General features: G+C 76.1%; 15 protein-coding genes. 7 read left to right on the plus strand and 8 right to left on the minus strand.

Annotated features, from left to right (window positions below; all coding sequences use genetic code 11):
• Nucleotides 1-101: 101 nt before the first annotated feature.
• Nucleotides 102-722 (plus strand): hypothetical protein, encoded by a 621-nt coding sequence (locus tag ACTMS2_RS10180; protein ID WP_441175194.1) that lies wholly within the window; start codon nt 102-104, stop codon nt 720-722.
• A 167-nt stretch (nt 723-889) separates the two neighbouring features.
• Complete coding sequence (locus ACTMS2_RS10185) at nt 890-1,810, plus strand: DNA-3-methyladenine glycosylase family protein (RefSeq protein ID WP_441175195.1); 921 nt, start codon at nt 890-892, stop codon at nt 1,808-1,810.
• A gap of 20 nt (nt 1,811-1,830) precedes the next feature.
• On the opposite strand, the gene ACTMS2_RS10190 is transcribed toward ACTMS2_RS10185, so the two are convergent.
• The gene (locus tag ACTMS2_RS10190) at nt 1,831-2,334 is read right to left on the minus strand and encodes a DUF1990 family protein (RefSeq protein WP_441175196.1); all 504 of its coding nucleotides are present in this window, start codon (nt 2,332-2,334) and stop codon (nt 1,831-1,833) included.
• Between the two features lie 89 nt (nt 2,335-2,423).
• Between ACTMS2_RS10190 and ACTMS2_RS10195 the strand changes: the two genes are divergently transcribed.
• A complete protein-coding gene (locus ACTMS2_RS10195) occupies nt 2,424-2,915 on the plus strand; it encodes a GNAT family N-acetyltransferase (protein WP_441175479.1) in 492 nt (163 codons plus the stop codon).
• Here the strand turns inward: ACTMS2_RS10195 and ACTMS2_RS10200 are convergent.
• Together ACTMS2_RS10200 and ACTMS2_RS10205 are read right to left on the minus strand one after the other, a co-directional pair.
• On the minus strand, nt 2,890-3,312 hold the full coding sequence (locus ACTMS2_RS10200; protein ID WP_441175197.1) for an SRPBCC family protein: 423 nt from the start codon (nt 3,310-3,312) through the stop codon (nt 2,890-2,892). The two genes, ACTMS2_RS10195 and ACTMS2_RS10200, sit on opposite strands and share 26 nt — an antisense overlap.
• 155 nt (nt 3,313-3,467) lie before the next feature.
• On the minus strand, nt 3,468-3,680 hold the full coding sequence (locus ACTMS2_RS10205) for a hypothetical protein (RefSeq protein WP_089001347.1): 213 nt from the start codon (nt 3,678-3,680) through the stop codon (nt 3,468-3,470).
• A gap of 136 nt (nt 3,681-3,816) precedes the next feature.
• On the opposite strand from ACTMS2_RS10205, the gene ACTMS2_RS10210 reads away from it, so the two are divergent.
• Together ACTMS2_RS10210 and ACTMS2_RS10215 are read left to right on the plus strand one after the other, a co-directional pair.
• A complete protein-coding gene (locus ACTMS2_RS10210) occupies nt 3,817-4,929 on the plus strand; it encodes an ATP-dependent DNA ligase (protein WP_089003615.1) in 1,113 nt (370 codons plus the stop codon).
• A 33-nt stretch (nt 4,930-4,962) separates the two neighbouring features.
• Nucleotides 4,963-6,552 (plus strand): alpha/beta hydrolase, encoded by a 1,590-nt coding sequence (locus tag ACTMS2_RS10215; protein ID WP_441175198.1) that lies wholly within the window; start codon nt 4,963-4,965, stop codon nt 6,550-6,552.
• Here the strand turns inward: ACTMS2_RS10215 and ACTMS2_RS10220 are convergent.
• On the minus strand, nt 6,479-6,991 hold the full coding sequence (locus ACTMS2_RS10220) for an ion channel (protein ID WP_441175199.1): 513 nt from the start codon (nt 6,989-6,991) through the stop codon (nt 6,479-6,481). The genes ACTMS2_RS10215 and ACTMS2_RS10220 overlap by 74 nt on opposite strands.
• A 74-nt stretch (nt 6,992-7,065) precedes the next feature.
• Here ACTMS2_RS10220 and ACTMS2_RS10225 point away from each other — a divergent pair, with 74 nt between their 5' ends.
• A complete protein-coding gene (locus tag ACTMS2_RS10225) occupies nt 7,066-7,518 on the plus strand; it encodes an N-acetyltransferase family protein (protein ID WP_441175200.1) in 453 nt (150 codons plus the stop codon).
• 47 nt (nt 7,519-7,565) lie between these two features.
• Here the strand turns inward: ACTMS2_RS10225 and ACTMS2_RS10230 are convergent, their stop codons facing one another.
• The 4 genes from ACTMS2_RS10230 to ACTMS2_RS10245 are packed head-to-tail and all read right to left on the minus strand — an operon-like array spanning nt 7,566 to nt 15,265.
• Entirely contained in the window at nt 7,566-8,261 is a 696-nt protein-coding gene (locus tag ACTMS2_RS10230) for an ABC transporter ATP-binding protein (protein ID WP_441175480.1), read from the minus strand.
• Between the two features lie 59 nt (nt 8,262-8,320).
• The gene (locus ACTMS2_RS10235) at nt 8,321-9,319 is read right to left on the minus strand and encodes an ABC transporter ATP-binding protein (protein ID WP_441175201.1); all 999 of its coding nucleotides are present in this window, start codon (nt 9,317-9,319) and stop codon (nt 8,321-8,323) included.
• A 2-nt stretch (nt 9,320-9,321) separates the two neighbouring features.
• The gene (locus ACTMS2_RS10240; protein ID WP_441175202.1) at nt 9,322-12,033 is read right to left on the minus strand and encodes an FtsX-like permease family protein; all 2,712 of its coding nucleotides are present in this window, start codon (nt 12,031-12,033) and stop codon (nt 9,322-9,324) included.
• A gap of 40 nt (nt 12,034-12,073) precedes the next feature.
• On the minus strand, nt 12,074-15,265 hold the full coding sequence (locus ACTMS2_RS10245) for an FtsX-like permease family protein (protein WP_441175203.1): 3,192 nt from the start codon (nt 15,263-15,265) through the stop codon (nt 12,074-12,076).
• A gap of 169 nt (nt 15,266-15,434) precedes the next feature.
• On the opposite strand from ACTMS2_RS10245, the gene ACTMS2_RS10250 reads away from it, so the two are divergent.
• Nucleotides 15,435-15,728: a hypothetical protein gene (locus ACTMS2_RS10250; protein ID WP_441175204.1), complete on the plus strand. Its 294-nt coding sequence runs from the start codon at nt 15,435-15,437 to the stop codon at nt 15,726-15,728.
• The last annotated feature ends 52 nt before the right edge of the window (nt 15,729-15,780 follow it).

Raw genomic sequence — 15,780 nt, forward strand, 5'->3', positions numbered from 1 at the left:
GGTTCAAACGGTTTCCGGTGACATCGACCACGATCGCGCGTTCAACCTTGACAACGCCCCCTCCGTATCAATCGGTGAACCGCCATAACCGAGGAGGGCACGTGGCACAGATGAAGCGAACCGTCATCGTCGCGAGCGCGATGGTCGCATTGACGGCCTGCGCTCCCGCGGGTTACGAGGGGGCGAACTCGGGCGCGGCCGAGCCGGTCGCCGTGACCGCCGCCGAGCCCAGCGCGGCCGTCGAGCCCGAGGCGTCGCCGTCCCCCACCGCCGCGCCGTCCGACGCGGAGCTGACCGACGAGCTCAACGGCAGGAAGGTCGCCCGGATGGGCAGCGTGGTTACGGACCAGGACGGTTGGATCCTCTACCGCTTCGACAAGGACACCAACGACCCGCCCTCGTCGAACTGCGTCGACAAGTGCGCCCAGGTGTGGCCGCCGGCGCTGACCGACGGCGCCCCGGACCTCAACGGCGTCTCCGACGACAAGGTCGGCACCGTCACCCGGCAGGACGGCACCCGGCAGATCACCCTGGACGGCTGGCCGCTCTACCGCTACGTCGGCGACAAGAAGCCCGGCCAGTGGAAGGGCCAGGGCGTCGGGGGCACCTGGTTCGTGGTCGCCCCGGACGGCAGGAAGAACCTGAGCTGCCTGCCGACGGGCACCCCGAAGCCGGTCGCCCCGCCGGCGGACGAGAAGGCCGACTCGAACTACTCGTACTGACCCGAACGGGCCCGGCGGGCCGGTCGCAGCCTCGACGGGCGCGACCGGTCCCCGTGCCGGGCGGGCGCGGCCGGCCGACGCCGTGGACCCGCCGGGTCGCCGGCGACGAGGCAGGACGCGTCGGCCGTGTCGCCGGTCACGGGGCCGGGGCGTGACAGCATGTGCGGGTGACCGGGACCGAACCGACCGCGCGTCGGGAGCTGCGCCCGCCGGCCGGGTACCGGCTGGCCGCCTCGGTGCGGGCGCTGACCTTCAGCCCGTACGACCCCTGCGCGCGCGTGGCGGCCGGCACCTTCTGGTGGGCCACCCGGACCCCGGACGGGCCGGCCACCCTCGCCCTGCGGCCGTCGGGCGGCGCCCTGCTGGCCGAGGGCTACGGCCCGGGGGCCGACCGGGTGGTGCAGCGGGCGGACGCGATCGCGGGGCTGCGCGACGACGTCAGCGGGTTCGCGGCGCTCGCCGCGGCCCATCCCGTGGTGGCGCGGCTCGCGGCCCAGCACCGGGGGCTGCGGATGCCGGCCACCGGGCAGGTCTTCCGCCAGCTGCTGCGGGCGGTCTTCGAGCAGAAGGTCACCGGCAAGGAGGCGTACCGGGCGTACGCGGCGACGGTGCGGCACTTCGCCGAGGCGGCGCCCGGTCCGATGCAGCCGCTGCTGCTCCCGCCGGACCCGGCGGCGGTGGCCGCCGCCGGGTACTGGGTGTTCCACCCGTTCGGCGTGGAGCAGCGCCGGGCCGAGACGCTGCGCCGCGCGGCGGCCGTCGCGGACCGGCTGGAGCGCTGCGCGGACTCCGCCGAGGCCACCCGCCGGCTCACCGCCATCGCCGGCATCGGAGCCTGGACGGCCGCCGAGGTGGTGCGGATCGCGTACGGGGACCCGGACGCGGTCAGCGTCGGCGACTTCCACGTGCCCAACACGGTGGCGTGGGCGCTGGCGGGCGAGCCGCGCGGCGACGACGCCCGGATGCTGGCCCTGCTGGAGCCGTTCCGGGGTCACCGGGGGCGGGTCTGCGTACTGCTGGCGGCCGGTGGCGTCCAGGCACCGAAGTACGGTCCACGGATGCCGATCCGCTCCTTCGCCCGCTTCTGACGCGCGACGGCGGCGCGAGGTCAGCGCCGGGCGCAGAGCCGGCGCAGGGTGCGCCCGAGCCACCAGGCGTACGCCTGCTGGAAGGCCCGGCCGGCGGGCCCGGCGGCGCGCATGACCCAGCGGTCCGGCCGGCTGAACGCGAGCACCTCGAACCAGACGTGGCCGGCGGCGTCACAGCTGACCACGAACGCCTCCTCGCCGCGCGCCGGATGCCCGGGCAGCGTGCCGTAGCCGAAGCCGACCCGCCGCCCGTCGTCGACGGCCCAGACCACCTCGCAGGGCGCGGCCAGCCGCAGCGAGCCGACGCCCAGACCGGAGACCACCCGGACCCCGGGCGCGGCCCGCTCGGCGTCGGCGTAAATCCGGATGCCGGCGGCCCGGTGCAGCCGCCAGCCGAGCACGGCGTCCCCGGCGGTGGCGAAGCAGGAGTCGGGCAGCCGGACCCGGTGCCGCACGTGCCGCCAGCCGGGCGGCAGCTCGCCGGTCTCGGTGGCGCCCACGTGCGGATAGGTCAGTGCCGGCACGACGTACCCCCACGACTCGACGGGACCACCGCCAGCGTACGGGCGGTGCGGGCGGCCCGCCCGGCGGCCTGTGGTTGGCTGTCGAGGTGATCACCGAGCCGCGCATCGCCCCCGCCGACGTCGCCGACGCCGGCGAGATCCTCACCGTGCAGCGCGCCGCGTTCCTCACCGAGGCACAGCACTACGCGGACCCGTTCCTGCCCCCGCTGACCGAGACCCTGGACGAGGTGCGGGCCGCGCTGGCGGGGCCGGCGACGGTGCTCACCGCCCGGCTCGGCGACCGGTTGGTCGGTTCCGTGCGGGCGCACGTCGACGGCGACACCGCGCACGTGGGTCGGCTCTCCGTCGCCCCCGACCAGCAGGGCCGGGGCGTCGGCGGGCGGCTGCTGCGCGCCGTGGAGGCGGTCTGCGCCGCCCGGGTACGCCGCTTCGCGCTCCTCACGGGCGCCGACAGCGCACAGAACCTGCGGCTGTACCAGCGGCACGGCTACCGGGTCGTCGGGCACCGGCCGGACGCGAACGGCATCCGGCTCGCCATGCTGGAGAAGACGCCGGTCAGTCCCGCTCGCAGCGACGCCTGAGCCCGTCGGCCTCCAGCCACAGGTAGCGGCGCATCAGGTCGCCGTAGAGCCAGCCGACGGGCCCGGCGAGCGGCCCGGTCTGCGTGATGGCCAGCTCGACGCGGCTGCGCCCGCCGGGCAGCGGCAGCACCCGGTGCTCGCCGAGGGTGCGCACCCCCGGGCTGCCCGACACCCAGGAGAACGACCGCCCCTCGGCCAGCTCGGTGACCCGCCACACCGCCGGTCGCAGCTTCGGCTGCTCCAGCCGGGCGGTGGCGCCCACCGCTAGCGGCCCGGACTCCCCCCGTCGTGCCCGGCGCACCGAGGGCGTCCACTCCGGCCACCGCTCGACGTCCACCAGCACCGCCCAGACTCGTCCGGCCTCGGCGGCCACCTCCGTACCGGCCTCGAACCGCATCGTGCCCCCTCCCCGTGGGCGGCGCCCGACCGACGCCGCTGCCCGTCCCGACGACGCTGCCCCACCGATCGTGACAGCGGCGGGCACCGGCCGGTCCGCCCGGGTGCCGGGCCGGCGGATCGCCGGGGTGTCCGCCGGGCTCGGCCGGCGCCGGGTCAGGCGGCCTCGCGCAGGTCGGCCAGCCCGAGGGGGGTACGCCGACGCAGCAGCTCCGCCAGCTCTTCGACGGAGCCGACCTCGCCGAGCACGTCCTTGCCCCCGCCGAACTGGCGGGGGTAGCGGCGCACCAGGCGGTACCGGTAGCGGCCCCGGATCAGCTCGACGCTCACCCGCCACCGCCCGCAGCACCCGCAGACCCACTCCGACACCCCGCGAAAGTAGCTCTGACCTGCGGTTTCCTGATTCGCCCGGTGCGGCACGAGCGGCGCTCGGCCGGACACGCCGCCCGTGCACCGGCCGTGATCTGCCTCACCACTGTCGGTGCGGTCTGGTTGACTGGTCGCCGTGAAGCTGCCGATCTCCCCGCCCGTCGAACCGATGCTGGCCAAGAGTGTCCCGCGGGTCCCCACCGCGCCCGGGATGACCTACGAGCCGAAGTGGGACGGCTTCCGGTGCATCGTGTTCCGCGACGGCGACGAGGTGGAGCTGGCCAGCCGGGGCGGCAAGTCGATGACCCGCTACTTCCCCGAGGTGGTCGAGCAGGCCCGCCGCCAACTGCCCGAGCGGTGCGCGGTCGACGGCGAGCTGATCGTCATCCGGCGCGACGGCCCGGGCGGGCAGCCCCGGCTCGACTTCGAGCTGCTGGCCCAGCGCGTGCACCCGGCCGCGTCGCGGGTGAAGCTGCTGGCCGAGACCACGCCGGCCGACTTCGTCGCCTTCGACCTGCTCGCCCTCGACGACGAGACGCTCCTCGGTGAGCCCTATCCCCGGCGTCGGGCCCGGTTGGAGTCGGCCCTGGCCGGGGTCCGCCCGCCGGTGCACGTCACCCAGGTCACGACCGACGTCGACACCGCGCACCGCTGGTTCGACGTCTTCGAGGGCGCCGGCCTGGACGGCCTGATCGCCAAGCCGGCCGACCTGCCCTACGAGCCGGGCAAGCGGCTCATGTTCAAGGTCAAGCACGCCCGTACGGCCGACGTGGTGGTGGCCGGCTTCCGCTGGCACAAGTCGGGCCCGGTGATCGGCTCGCTCCTGCTCGGCCTCTACGACGACGACGGGGTCCTGCACCACGTCGGGGTGAGCGCCTCGTTCACCATGGCCCGCCGGGCGGAGCTGCTGGAGGAGTTGGAGCCCTACCGCGAGGTGGGCGCCGACCACCCGTGGGTGCACGGCGACCACGAACGCGGCCAGCGCCTCCCCGGCGGGGTGAGCCGCTGGACGGGCACCCGCAACCTTGAGTGGGAGCCGCTGCGCCCCGAGTTGGTGGTCGAGGTCGGCTACGACGCCATGGAGGGCGACCGGTTCCGGCACACCGCCCGCTTCGTCCGCTGGCGGCCCGACCGCGATCCCCGCTCCTGCCGCTACGACCAGCTCGACCGGCCCGTACGGTTCGATGTGGACCAGGTGCTGCGCGGCGATCCCACGGCGACGGTGGGGCCCGCCACCGGTCCGGCGTAGCCTGGCCGTCGACTCGACCACGGAGGCTCGCTCGTGACCCGCACCCCCGCCCGGATCCGCCGGTTCCGGCTCACCCTCGCCGGGCTGGCCGCCGCCGCGCTGGTCGCCGCCGGTTGCACCCTGCCGGCGATCGCACCCCGGACGGAGGCCGGCGGCGAGGCCGCCGCGCCCGGCACCGCGCCCACCTGGCGGGCCTGTCCCGAGGTGGCCGAGGAACTGGTCGGGCGCGGCGCGGCCACCATGCGCTACGAGTGCGCGCGGATCAAGGTGCCCCGCAACTGGGGCACGGGCGCGGCCGGCGGGGCGACCGCCGGCCCCGGCGCCGGGCAGACCTTCGAGATCGCGCTGCTGCGCGCCCGGTCGACCAAGCAGCGCGACCGGATCGGCTCGCTGGTCGTCAACCCGGGCGGGCCCGGCGGCTCCGGCGTGGACACCGCCGTCTACCTCTCCTTCGGCCCGGCGTTCGGCGGTCTGCCCGCCTCGATCACCGACCGGTTCGACATCGTCGGCTTCGACCCGCGCGGGGTGTCCCGCTCCAGCCCGGTCGAGTGCATCCCCGACAAGGACCTCGACGCCAGCTTCGGCTACGACCCCGACCCGCGCAGCCAGGAGTCGTTCGACGGGTTCGTGGCGCTCAGCCAGCGGATCGGGCGCGGCTGCGGCGACCGTTACGGCGACCAGCTGCCGCTCTACGGCACCGAGCAGGCCGCCCGCGACATGGACGCGGTCCGCGCCGCCGTCGGCGACGACAAGCTGACCTACCTCGGCTACTCCTACGGCACCCTGCTCGGCGCCACCTACGCCCAGCTCTACCCGCAGCGGGTGCGGGCGCTGGTCCTCGACGGCGCGGTCGACCCCCGGCAGGGCCTGGTCGCCGGCTCGGAGGGCCAGGCCAAGGGCTTCGAGCGGGCCTTCGGCAACTTCACCACGTGGTGCGCGGCCAACGCCGGGCGCTGCCCGATCGCCCCGGACGCCCGGGCCGCGGTCACCTCGGCGATCGACAAGGCGCGGGTGTCGCCGGTACGCGGGGACGACGGCCGGGAGGCCACCGCGGGCTGGGTCTTCTACGCGATCATCTCGTCGCTCTACACCGAGTCGGGGTGGCAGGAGCTGGCCGGCGCCATCGACAAGCTGGAGGGCGGCGACCCGCAGGACGTGTTCCGCCTCGCCGACGCGTACGCCGACCGGGACTCCGACGGGCGCTACTCGAACATGTTCGACGCCAACCTGGCGGTCAACTGCGCCGACGAGGAGGAGAAGCCGAGCCGCGAGCGGATCCGGCAGCTCCAGTCGCAGTGGCGGGCGAAGTACCCGCTGTTCGGGCCGGCCCTGGCCGTCGGCCTGCTCTCCTGCACCGAGTGGCCCGGCGGTCGCGACCCGTACCCGACGGGCCCGGCCACCGGGGCGCCGCCGATCCTGGTGGTGGGCACCACGGGCGATCCCGCGACGCCGTACGAGCAGACCCCGGCGCTGGCCGCGATGCTGGGCGTGGGCCGGGTGCTCACCTGGGAGGGCGAGGGGCACACCGCGTACCCGCAGACCTCATGCATCACTGAGGCCGTCGACGCCTATCTGATCGACCTGACCGTGCCCAGGGAGGGGCTGCGCTGCCCGGCCCGCTGACCGGCCGCTCCGGCGGCAGGTCCGGCAGGTCGATGCCCTGCCGGGCGGCGATCTCCTCCAGCAGCGCCCGCATCCGGCGTACGTCGGCCTTGAGCTGCTCCTGCTCCTCGTGCTCGAAGGCGTCGTCGTCGACGATGAGCTGGCTGGCGAAGTGCGCCGTGATCAACGGGATGACCAGCAGCACCATGGTGGAGATGAGCAGCGCGGCGAGGGTGCGGCCCTGCCAGCTCACCGGTGAGATGTCGCCGTAGCCGACGGTGGACGCCGTCACCACCGCCCACCAGACGGCGTCCGCCGGGCTGCGGTTCTCCACGCGGCCGTAGATCACGCCGGCCACCACGATCATCAACAGGTACGAGATGATCAGCGTCCGGGGCGAGTTGGCGAACCAGACCAGCCCCCGGTAGATCAGCCGGAACGGCAGCAGCAGGGCGTCCATGGACAGTCATGTTGCCCGGCTCAGGCAAGCGCCGCCCGCCCATCGGTCCGGTTCGCTGTGCCACGCTGGGCGGCATGAGTGATGTGATCTTCCGCGAGGCCGTCCGAGCCGACCTGCCGGCCGTGGTCGCCCTGCTCGCCGACGACGTGCTCGGCAGGGCCCGCGACTTCACGGAGGTCGACGCCGCGTACGAGAAGGCGTTCGCCGACATCGACGCCGACCCGCGCAACCAGCTGATCGTGGCCGACGCGGACGGCGAGTTGGTCGGCTGCATGCAGCTCACCTACATCCCCGGCCTGGGCCGGCACGGCGCCGAGCGACAGTTGATCGAGGCGGTCCGCGTCCGCTCCGACCTGCGCGGGCGGGGCGTCGGCGGGCAGATGATCAACTGGGCGATCGACCAGGCGAGGCAGCGTGGTTGCGCCCTGGTCCAGCTCACCACCGACAAGACCCGCCACGACGCCCACCGCTTCTACCTCAACCTGGGCTTCCTCCCCACCCACGAGGGCCTGAAGCTCCCTCTCTGACCCCCCCACCCCCGCCCCGTCCCCGCCGCAGAGCGGGGTGGGGCGGGTCAGGCGGGGAGGAGGTGGCCGTCGCGGAGGGTGAGGACGCGGTCGGCGAGGTCGATCAGGGCCGGATCGTGCGTGGCGACCAGCGCGGTCATGCCCCGGGCGTGCACCACCGCGCGGAGCAGGTCCATGATCGACCGGCCCGTCTCGGAGTCGAGCTGACCGGTGGGTTCGTCGGCGATCAGCAGGTCCGGCTCGTTGGCCAGGGCCCGCGCCACCGCCACCCGCTGCTGCTGCCCGCCGGAGAGCTCGTACGGGCGCTGGCCCGCGTGCCCGCCGAGGCCGACCAGCTCCAGCAGCACCGCCACGCGCTCCTCCCGCTCGGCCGCCGGGACCCGCGCCAACCGCAGCGGTACGCCCACGTTCTCGGCGGCGGACAGGATCGGCACCAGTCCGAACGTCTGGAACACGAAGCCCACGGTGCCCCGGCGAAGCTCCAGCAGCTCCTTCTCGCCGACGCCGGTGACGTCGTGCCCGGCCACCACCACCCGGCCCGAGTCGGGGCGGTCCAGCCCGCCGACCAGGTTCAGCAGGGTCGTCTTGCCCGCCCCGGAACGGCCACGCACCGCGACCAGCTCGCCCCGCCCGGCGGAGAACGAGACGTCCCGTACGGCGTGCACGGCGTGCTCGCCCCGACCGAACGTCCGGTTGACCCCCTCGACCCGCACCACCTCGTCGGTGACCGTGGCACCCGCCACCGCTGCGTCGGCACCGCCCACGCCCGCCGCCGCTCCGGCCGGTCGTCCGTCCCGTTCGCTCACTGCCTCGCCTCCCGCTCCTCCTGCGCCCGGTCGCCCGGCCGCACCTCCACGTGGTCCGGCTCCAGGTTGAGCCGCACCCGGTCGCGCAGCGACAACGCGTCCACGAACGGCGCCGGCAGCTGCAACCGGCCGCTGCGGTCCAGCACGGCGTACTCCTCGCTGACCAGTTCTGTGCTGCCGTCCGCGCCGATCCGCGCGGTCCGGCGTACCTCGGAGGCGGTCCGGCCGTCGCGGATCGCGACGGTCCGGCGGACCTGGGTGGCCACGGCGTGGTCGTGGGTGACCACCACGATCGTGACGCCGAGCTCGGCGTTGATGGTGCGCAGCGCCCCGAAGACCTCGGCCCCGGTCGCCTCGTCCAACTCGCCGGTCGGCTCGTCGGCGAAGAGCACCTCGGGATCGTTGGCCACGGCCACCGCGACCGCGCAGCGCTGCTGCTCGCCGCCGCTGAGCTGCCCGGGCCGCCGGTCGGCGCAGTAGCCGACCCCGACCATGTCGAGCAGTTCCCGGGCCCGCTCGCGGTGGGCCCGCCGGCCGCCCCGCCGCCCGGCCAGCCGCATCGGCAGCTCGACGTTCTCCAGCGCGGTCAGGTACGGCAGCAGGTTGCGGCCGGTCTGCTGCCAGACGAAGCCGACCATGCTCCGCCGGTAGCTCAGTCGCCGCCGCGCGGAGAGGTTGAGCAGGTCGTACTCGCCGACGCGGGCGATGCCGGCGGTGGGCGTGTCCAGCCCGGAGAGGATGTTCAGCAGCGTCGACTTGCCGGACCCGGAGGCGCCCACGATCGCCACCAGCTCGCCCCGGTCGATGACCAGGTCGAGCCCCTGCAGGGCGACCACCTCCACCCCCTCGGTCTTGAAGATCCGCACCAGCCCGTCGCAGACGATGTGACCGCGCAACCGGTCCCGGCCGCCGGCCCGCTCCGCCGCCCGCTGGGCGGCCCGCTGTTGCAGGGTGGCGAGGTCCGGCGCGGCGGTGCTCTCCGCGGTAGCGGTCATGGTCAGTTCTCCTCTCCGAGCCGGAGCACCTCGCCGAGGCGCATCCGACGGTTGTTCAGGGCCTCGACGGCGACCGCGAAGCCGAGGGCGAGCGCCCCGAGGGCGACGACGGCGGCCACCAGACCGGGCTCGAACGCCACCCGGACCTGGACACCGTCGGTGAAGGCGGACAGTCCGAGCACCGGGGTGAGCAGCAGTGGCAGGGCCGTGCCGACCAGCGCTCCGGTCAGCACCGAGACGCCCACCAGAGGCGCCAGCTCCACCAGCAGCAGCCCGCGCCACTGACGTCGGGACAACCCGAGGGTGCGCAGCCGGGACAGCACCTGGCCGCGTTCGCGGGCGCCGGCGAGCACCGTGAAGGCGATCGCGAGCAGCCCCAGCGCCGTCCCCCCGGCCGCGCCGGCGGTGAAGCCGAAGGCGAGTACGCCGTTCGCGCCGCCCTCGCCCACCTGGCGGCGGGTGTCCGCGTACGTCAGCACCTCCACGCCGCGTGGGGGCTCCCGGCCGGCGACCGTCCCGCCCGTCTGGAAGCGGGACTGTCCCGCGTCGCCGGCCCGGCGCAGCGCCCCGGCGTCCAGGTCGTCGCCGGCCACCAGGAAGCCGGTCGGCACGGCGGCGTAGTCGCGGCGGGGCAGGGCCTGCCAGGGCAGGACGACGAACCGGGCGCTGTCGGCGCGCAACAGCGGGAAGCTCTCCGCCCGCTCGGCGACCCGGAACTCGTACCGCTGGCCCTGGGCGCTGACGAAGGCGGAGCCGGCCAGGCCGGCGTCGGCCAGTTCGGCGGCGACCGTCGGGGAGACCACGGCGGGCAGCGGGCCGGAGCCCCCGGCGGGGGCGAGCAGCGCCGCCGGCACCGTCACGTCGACGTCGGCCTCCCGGGCCATCCGGGCCAGGGCCGGACCGTCGACCATGAGCACGGTGACCCCGCCGAGCCGGGTCTCGGTGCCGATGGCGTCCTTCGCCAGGCGCTGGCCGGCCTCGCGCAGCACCGGGCTCGCGGCGCGTACCCCCGGCAGCCGCTCCAGTTCGACGCCCGTGTCCGCGGCGATGCGCTCCCCCAGGATCAGGGCGTCGGCCGGCACCACCCGGCTGGCGGCCCGGTCCCGGCTCGCCTCGATCGCGGCGGCCGTCACCGCGCAGAACGCCGCCGTCGCGATGGCGAGCACGACGACCACCAGCGGTACGGCGACGACCGACCGGCCGGCCCGCGCGGTGCCCAGGAACGCCACGCTGCCCCGGGCGCGGGCCGCGAGCCGGCTGACCAGCCGCAGCGGCCACGGGTACACCCGCATCGCGACCAGCGCCGCGGCGACGGCCAGCAGCACCGGTACCGAGACCAGCAGCGGGTCGACCTCGCCGGAGGTGAGGCCGCGGCGGCGCAGCAGCACGACCGCGAGACCGGCGAGGACCAGCAGTCCCGCCTCCACCGTGAGCCGGCGCGCGGAGGGGCGCGCGCGGACCAGGTCGCGCCGCCCGCCGCCGCCGGTGGACGCCGCGAGGGTGGCCACGGGCAGCGCCGCCGCCACCAGGACGGCCGCGGCGAGGGCGTACCACCGGGTCTCCCCCGGCGCCCCGGGGACGAGGCCGCCGACCAGCCAGCCGAGTACGGCGGCGGGCGGCACCACGAGCAGCGCCTCCGCCAGGCTGCGGCCCGCGGTCGTGGTTCTCGCCCCGCCCCGGGCGCGCAGCAGGGTGAACTCCGCCCGGCGCCGGCGCACCAGCAGCCCGGCGGCCAGCACGACGAGGCCGGCCAGCGTGGCCAGTACGCCCGCCGCGATGACCCCGAGCACCGTCCGGGCGCTGTCCACCTCGGCGGCAAACTGCCGCAGCGGGATGTCCAGCCCTTGCACGAGGTTGCGGCCGGCCGCCTCCCGGGTCATCTGCTGGAGGGCGTCGAGCACCTGGTCCAGCTCGCGGGCGTCGATGCGGTCGGCGCCCATCCGGTAGCGCCAACTGAACGTCAGGGGCCGGCCGGCGACGGCCTGGCGGTTCAGCGCGGCGCCGTCGACGACCCCCACGGCGATGAAGGGTTCACCGTCGCCCACCGGCTCGACGATGCGCAGCAGCGGCGGCAGGCCGTCCCAGAACCCGTCGGCGCCGTCGCGGGGCGCGAACAGACCGACCACGGTGATCGGGGTGGGGGGCGGGGAGTCGGGGGTGAGCGGCTCCGGCGCGGCGAGGGTGAGGCGGCTGCCGAGCCGCAGGTTCAGCTTGCGCGCGACGTCCGCGGCCAGCGCCACCTGCACCGGCTCGTCCTTCGGCACGTCGGCCGGCCAGCGTCCCTCGACCAGGGTGCCGGCCTCCTGGATCCCGGTCACGGACCGCAGGCCGAGGTCGACCAGGAGGTTCTTCGCCGCCAGGTCCGGGCCCCGCACCCGGCTGGCCGGGGTCTCCCCGGCGTACCACCGCTGTTCGACCATCCGCCGGACGACCGGCGGCATCGCGCTCTCGATCGCCGCCAGGTCGCCCTCGTGCGCGGCCACCAGCGAGGTGCCGTTGTCCGTCGCGGCGAGCGTGCCGGTCGAGTACGTCACGTCCCGCTGCTGTGGCGCCACGGTGTCCAGGTGCGCCCGCAGGCCCTCCTGGGCGTGCCCGTTGACGATCCTGGGCACCCCGCTGATCACCAGCGTGGTGACCAGCGTCAGGGCCGCGAGGAGCAGGAACTGCCCGCCGTACGCCCGCACCCGGCGCGCGACCGCCCCGATGCTCACCACGCCGCGACTCCGATCCCGCTCGTCCCTACGCTCCACCCGGTCACCGGTCTCCCCCGATCCGCAGCTGCGCCACGGCCACCCGCTGCCGGATGCCGAGGGCGATGAACGCGCTGAAGGCGAGTGCCGCCAGCAGCAGGCCGAGCGCGGTCAGGCCGATGGGCAGCCAGGGCAGCACGAAGGCGGCCTCCGGCACCGGCCGGCCGGCGGACGGCGTGAGGATGACCAGCGGGGCCATGGTCGCGCCGACCGCGGCGCCCAGCAGCAGGCCCACGCCGACGCCGATCCCGGCCAGGAAGGTCTGCTCGGCCAGCAGCGCCCGGGCCAGCAGCCGGGGGCTGGCGCCGAGCGTGTGCAGCACGGCGAACTCCCCCAGCCGGTGCCGGGCGGTCGCCCAGACGTCGACGATCAGCCCGACGAGGGCCAGCAGCACCGAGCCGAGCGCGGCGGCGAGCAGCCCGGTGCGGGCCCCCTGCCAGTACGGGTCGTCGGCGGCCCGCTCGGCCACCTCCCGCCGGTCGAGCAGCGTGGTGCCGGTCAGGCCGGCCGCCGCGCGGGCCGCCTCGGCGTGGCCGCCGGCGTCGGTGCCCAGCCACCACTCCGCGACCGGCCGGACGCCGCCCCGGTCCCGCATCAGCCACTGCGCCGCCGCCGGCAGGTCCAGTAGTACGCCCTCGCCGGCCGTGGACGGCACCTCGTCCAGCTCGCCGACCAGCGTGACCGGCAGCGTCGCGCCGGACAGCACGAGGTCGACCGTCTCACCGACGTCCAGGCTCAGGGCGTCGCGCACGGCCGGGGTCATCAGCGCCGGCACCGGCCGGTTCTCGCCGGCCGGCACCACGGCGAAGCGGCTCGGCGGCTGGAACGCGAACCGGCCACCCGCCCGGTAGTCGACCTCCCGCTCGGCGCTCAGGCCGGCGGCCGTGACCGCCGCGCCGGCCGCCTCGCCCTGCCCGTCGACGGCGATCCACCCGCCGTCCAGCGACGCCGGCCGGGCCGCGCCGTCGGCGCCGACCAGCCGCAGGTCCGACAGCTCCACGCGGTACGCCCGCCCACGCGCGCTCCCGCCGTCGACCTCGAAGCCGGTCAGCCGCACGGGGCCCTCCCCGTCGGGAACGGCGACCGTGAACGGCGCCGGCCGCCCGTCGCTGCCGCTGCTGCCCGCCGGCAGCCGGAAAGCCTGCCCGTCCGCCCGGGTCAGCAGCACCCAGAGGCCGATCTGGTGCGGCGTGACGGCGGCGCGCACGGGCGTACGCACCGTGCCGGTGAGCGACCGGGTGCCGGCGGGCAGCTCCAGGCCGGTCGGCGCGGCGCGCGCCCGGGCCAGCCGGTCCAGCAGCGCCGGGGCCGGCTCGTCGGCCAGCCGTTCGTTGAGCCGAAGCACACCGGCCGCGCTCGCGGCGTCGAGGCTCACCACCGTCGTCGGCAGGTCGGCGCGGCCGAGGCGGATCTCGTCCCGCCAGGCCGGCAGCGCCGCGTCGACGCCGGGCAGCGCGCCGAGCTGGGCGGCCCGCTCGTCGGGTGCCGCGCCGGTGCGCTCGACCACCCGCAGGTCGGCACCGACGCTGTGGTCGGCCTGGTCGGCCTGCGACCGTTCGCCGGTGGTCACCAGCGACCAGGCCAGGGTGCTGCCGCCGACGGCGAGGGCGAGCAGCAGCACCGGGCCGGCGTGCGGGCGCCGGCCCGCCTGCCACATGCCGAACATGGTCGCGGTCCAGGGCCTGCGGTCGACGAACCGCTCGGCGAAGCGGGTCGCGGGCGGCAGCAGCCGCAACGCCACGACCGCGCCGGCCAGCACGCCCAGCGTCGGCGCGGCGACCAGCAGCGGGTCCACCCCGAGCCGGCCGGCCGCCCCGGCGACCGGCGACGAGTACTGGCGCAGCTGGGTCCAGGCCAGCACCGCGAAGCCGACCAGCACCAGGTCGAGGCTGGCGCGTTGCACGCTCGCGGCGCGGGTGGGACGGGACCGGGCCGCCATGTCGGCGACGTACGTGCCGGCCCCCCGCAGCGTCGGGACGACCATCGCGACCAGGCAGCCGGCGGCGGTGGCGGCAGCGGCGGCCCAGACGAGCGTGGTGTTGCCGGGGGAGAGCGTCAGCGGCGCGGCGCCGCCGGTGCCCACGTGCCGCAGCGCCTCGCCGGCGATCAGGGGTCCCAGCACGCCGGCGGGCAGGACGACCAGGGCGGCCTCCCGGGCCGCCAGGCCGGCGAGTTGCCGCCGCGCGGCGCCCCGGGCCCGCAGCAGGGCGGTCTGGCTGCGCCGGTCCTCGTGCAGCAGGGCGGCGACCAGCACCAGCGCGTACCCGCCGAGGACGACGATCAGCAGCAGCGGGGTGGCCAGCGAGGAGCGGCCCACCAGGTCGGCCCGGGTGACCCGGTCGAGGAGCCGGTCGACGGCAGTGACGGTCTGGCCGGAGGAGCCCAGCCCGGCGGCCTCGGGCACCTCGGCGAGGGCCGTGGTCAGCGCCTGCCGCACGTCGGGCAGCCGACCCGCGCCCGCCACCGCCACGAGGTCCGGCTCCACGATCCAGGACGCCGAGACCGGGCCCGGGTAGGTGGCGACGAAGTCCGCCGGGTCCAGCACGAACGGCCCGTACGAGGTGTCGGCCTCGACGGCGCCGGCCCCCACTCCCGGCGCCAGCCGCCAGTACGCCTCGGCGGGGTCGCGGGGCCGCCAGGTGCCGACGAGCACGACTCTGCTGGCCTCGTCGGAGCGACGATCCAGCATCGGCACCTGGTCGCCGACCGCCATCCCGAGCGCGGCGGCCACCTTCTCGGGCAGCGTGACCTGCAACGGCGTGGCTCCCGGGGCGGGCCAGGCGCCACCGGTCAGCTCGGCGTGGCCGGCCAGGTCGTCGAGGGTCGCCAGGCTGGCGAAGACCGGTTCGTCGCCGTCGCGGACCACGGAACCGAGGTCGCCGGTCAGCTCGCGGCCACCGCCGTACCGGGCGGCCCCGACGGTGATCGGCACCCCGCCGAGGCGGGCGGCGAACCCGTCGCGGATCGCCCGGTCCCGGGTGGCGAACTCGGCGGCGTCCCGGCCGGCCGTGCCGCTCACCAGGAGGCTGCGCTCCTCGAACGACGCGCCGCTGAGCAGGGCGCGCTGGCCCGCCTCGACGGCCCGCCGGTTGTAGTCGGACAGGCCGGTGACCAGTGCGACCGCCACCAGGGCCGCGACCACCGCGGCGAGCAGCAGCCCGCGTGCCTCGCGGGCCCGCCTCCACACCAGCTTCATCCGACGCCCTCCCCTGGCCCGGGGTCGGGCCGACGATCAGGGAGAGCGGCGACGGGCCGGGAAAGGTTCGCGCCCGTTACTTGATCGTTATCCGGGCGCGCGGCCGGGTCGCCGCGCGGGCGGACCGGGCGACGGCGGCGCGGTGGTGTGGATGTGCTTCCATCACCGGATGGAGATCACCCTCGCCCTCCTGATGGTGGCCGTCGTCGGGCTGCTGGCCGCCCAGTTGCCGGGCAGGACCGAGCAGGCGCGGACCGCGTACCGGCTGGCCGAGATCGAGCGCCGGCTCCGGCTGGTGATGGACCACCTGGGCGTGGTGGACCCCTCGCCCGTGCCGCCGGAGGTGCAGCAGCACCTGGCCCAGGGCGACAGGATCAAGGCGATCGCCGCGTACCGAAAGGCAACCGGCGCGGACCTGCTCTCGGCCAAGCAGGCGGTGGAGGCGTACGAGGGCCGGCGGTGACGGCGCGTGCCACCGGGCTGGGGGCGCCGAGCGGGCGTCGGGTGACGACGCC

The sequence above is a fragment of the Micromonospora sp. SD12 genome, assembly GCF_052068495.1.
Lineage (GTDB): Bacteria > Actinomycetota > Actinomycetes > Mycobacteriales > Micromonosporaceae > Micromonospora > Micromonospora echinofusca.

Coding starts and splice junctions, on each gene's coding strand:
- ACTMS2_RS10200 (WP_441175197.1), bottom strand. CDS start 3,312: ATGCGGTTCGAGGCCGGTACGGAGGTGGCCGCCGAGGCCGGACGAGTC.
- ACTMS2_RS10220 (WP_441175199.1), bottom strand. CDS start 6,991: ATGGACGCCCTGCTGCTGCCGTTCCGGCTGATCTACCGGGGGCTGGTC.
- ACTMS2_RS10225 (WP_441175200.1), top strand. CDS start 7,066: ATGAGTGATGTGATCTTCCGCGAGGCCGTCCGAGCCGACCTGCCGGCC.
- ACTMS2_RS10235 (WP_441175201.1), bottom strand. CDS start 9,319: ATGACCGCTACCGCGGAGAGCACCGCCGCGCCGGACCTCGCCACCCTG.
- ACTMS2_RS10245 (WP_441175203.1), bottom strand. CDS start 15,265: ATGAAGCTGGTGTGGAGGCGGGCCCGCGAGGCACGCGGGCTGCTGCTC.
- ACTMS2_RS10250 (WP_441175204.1), top strand. CDS start 15,435: ATGGAGATCACCCTCGCCCTCCTGATGGTGGCCGTCGTCGGGCTGCTG.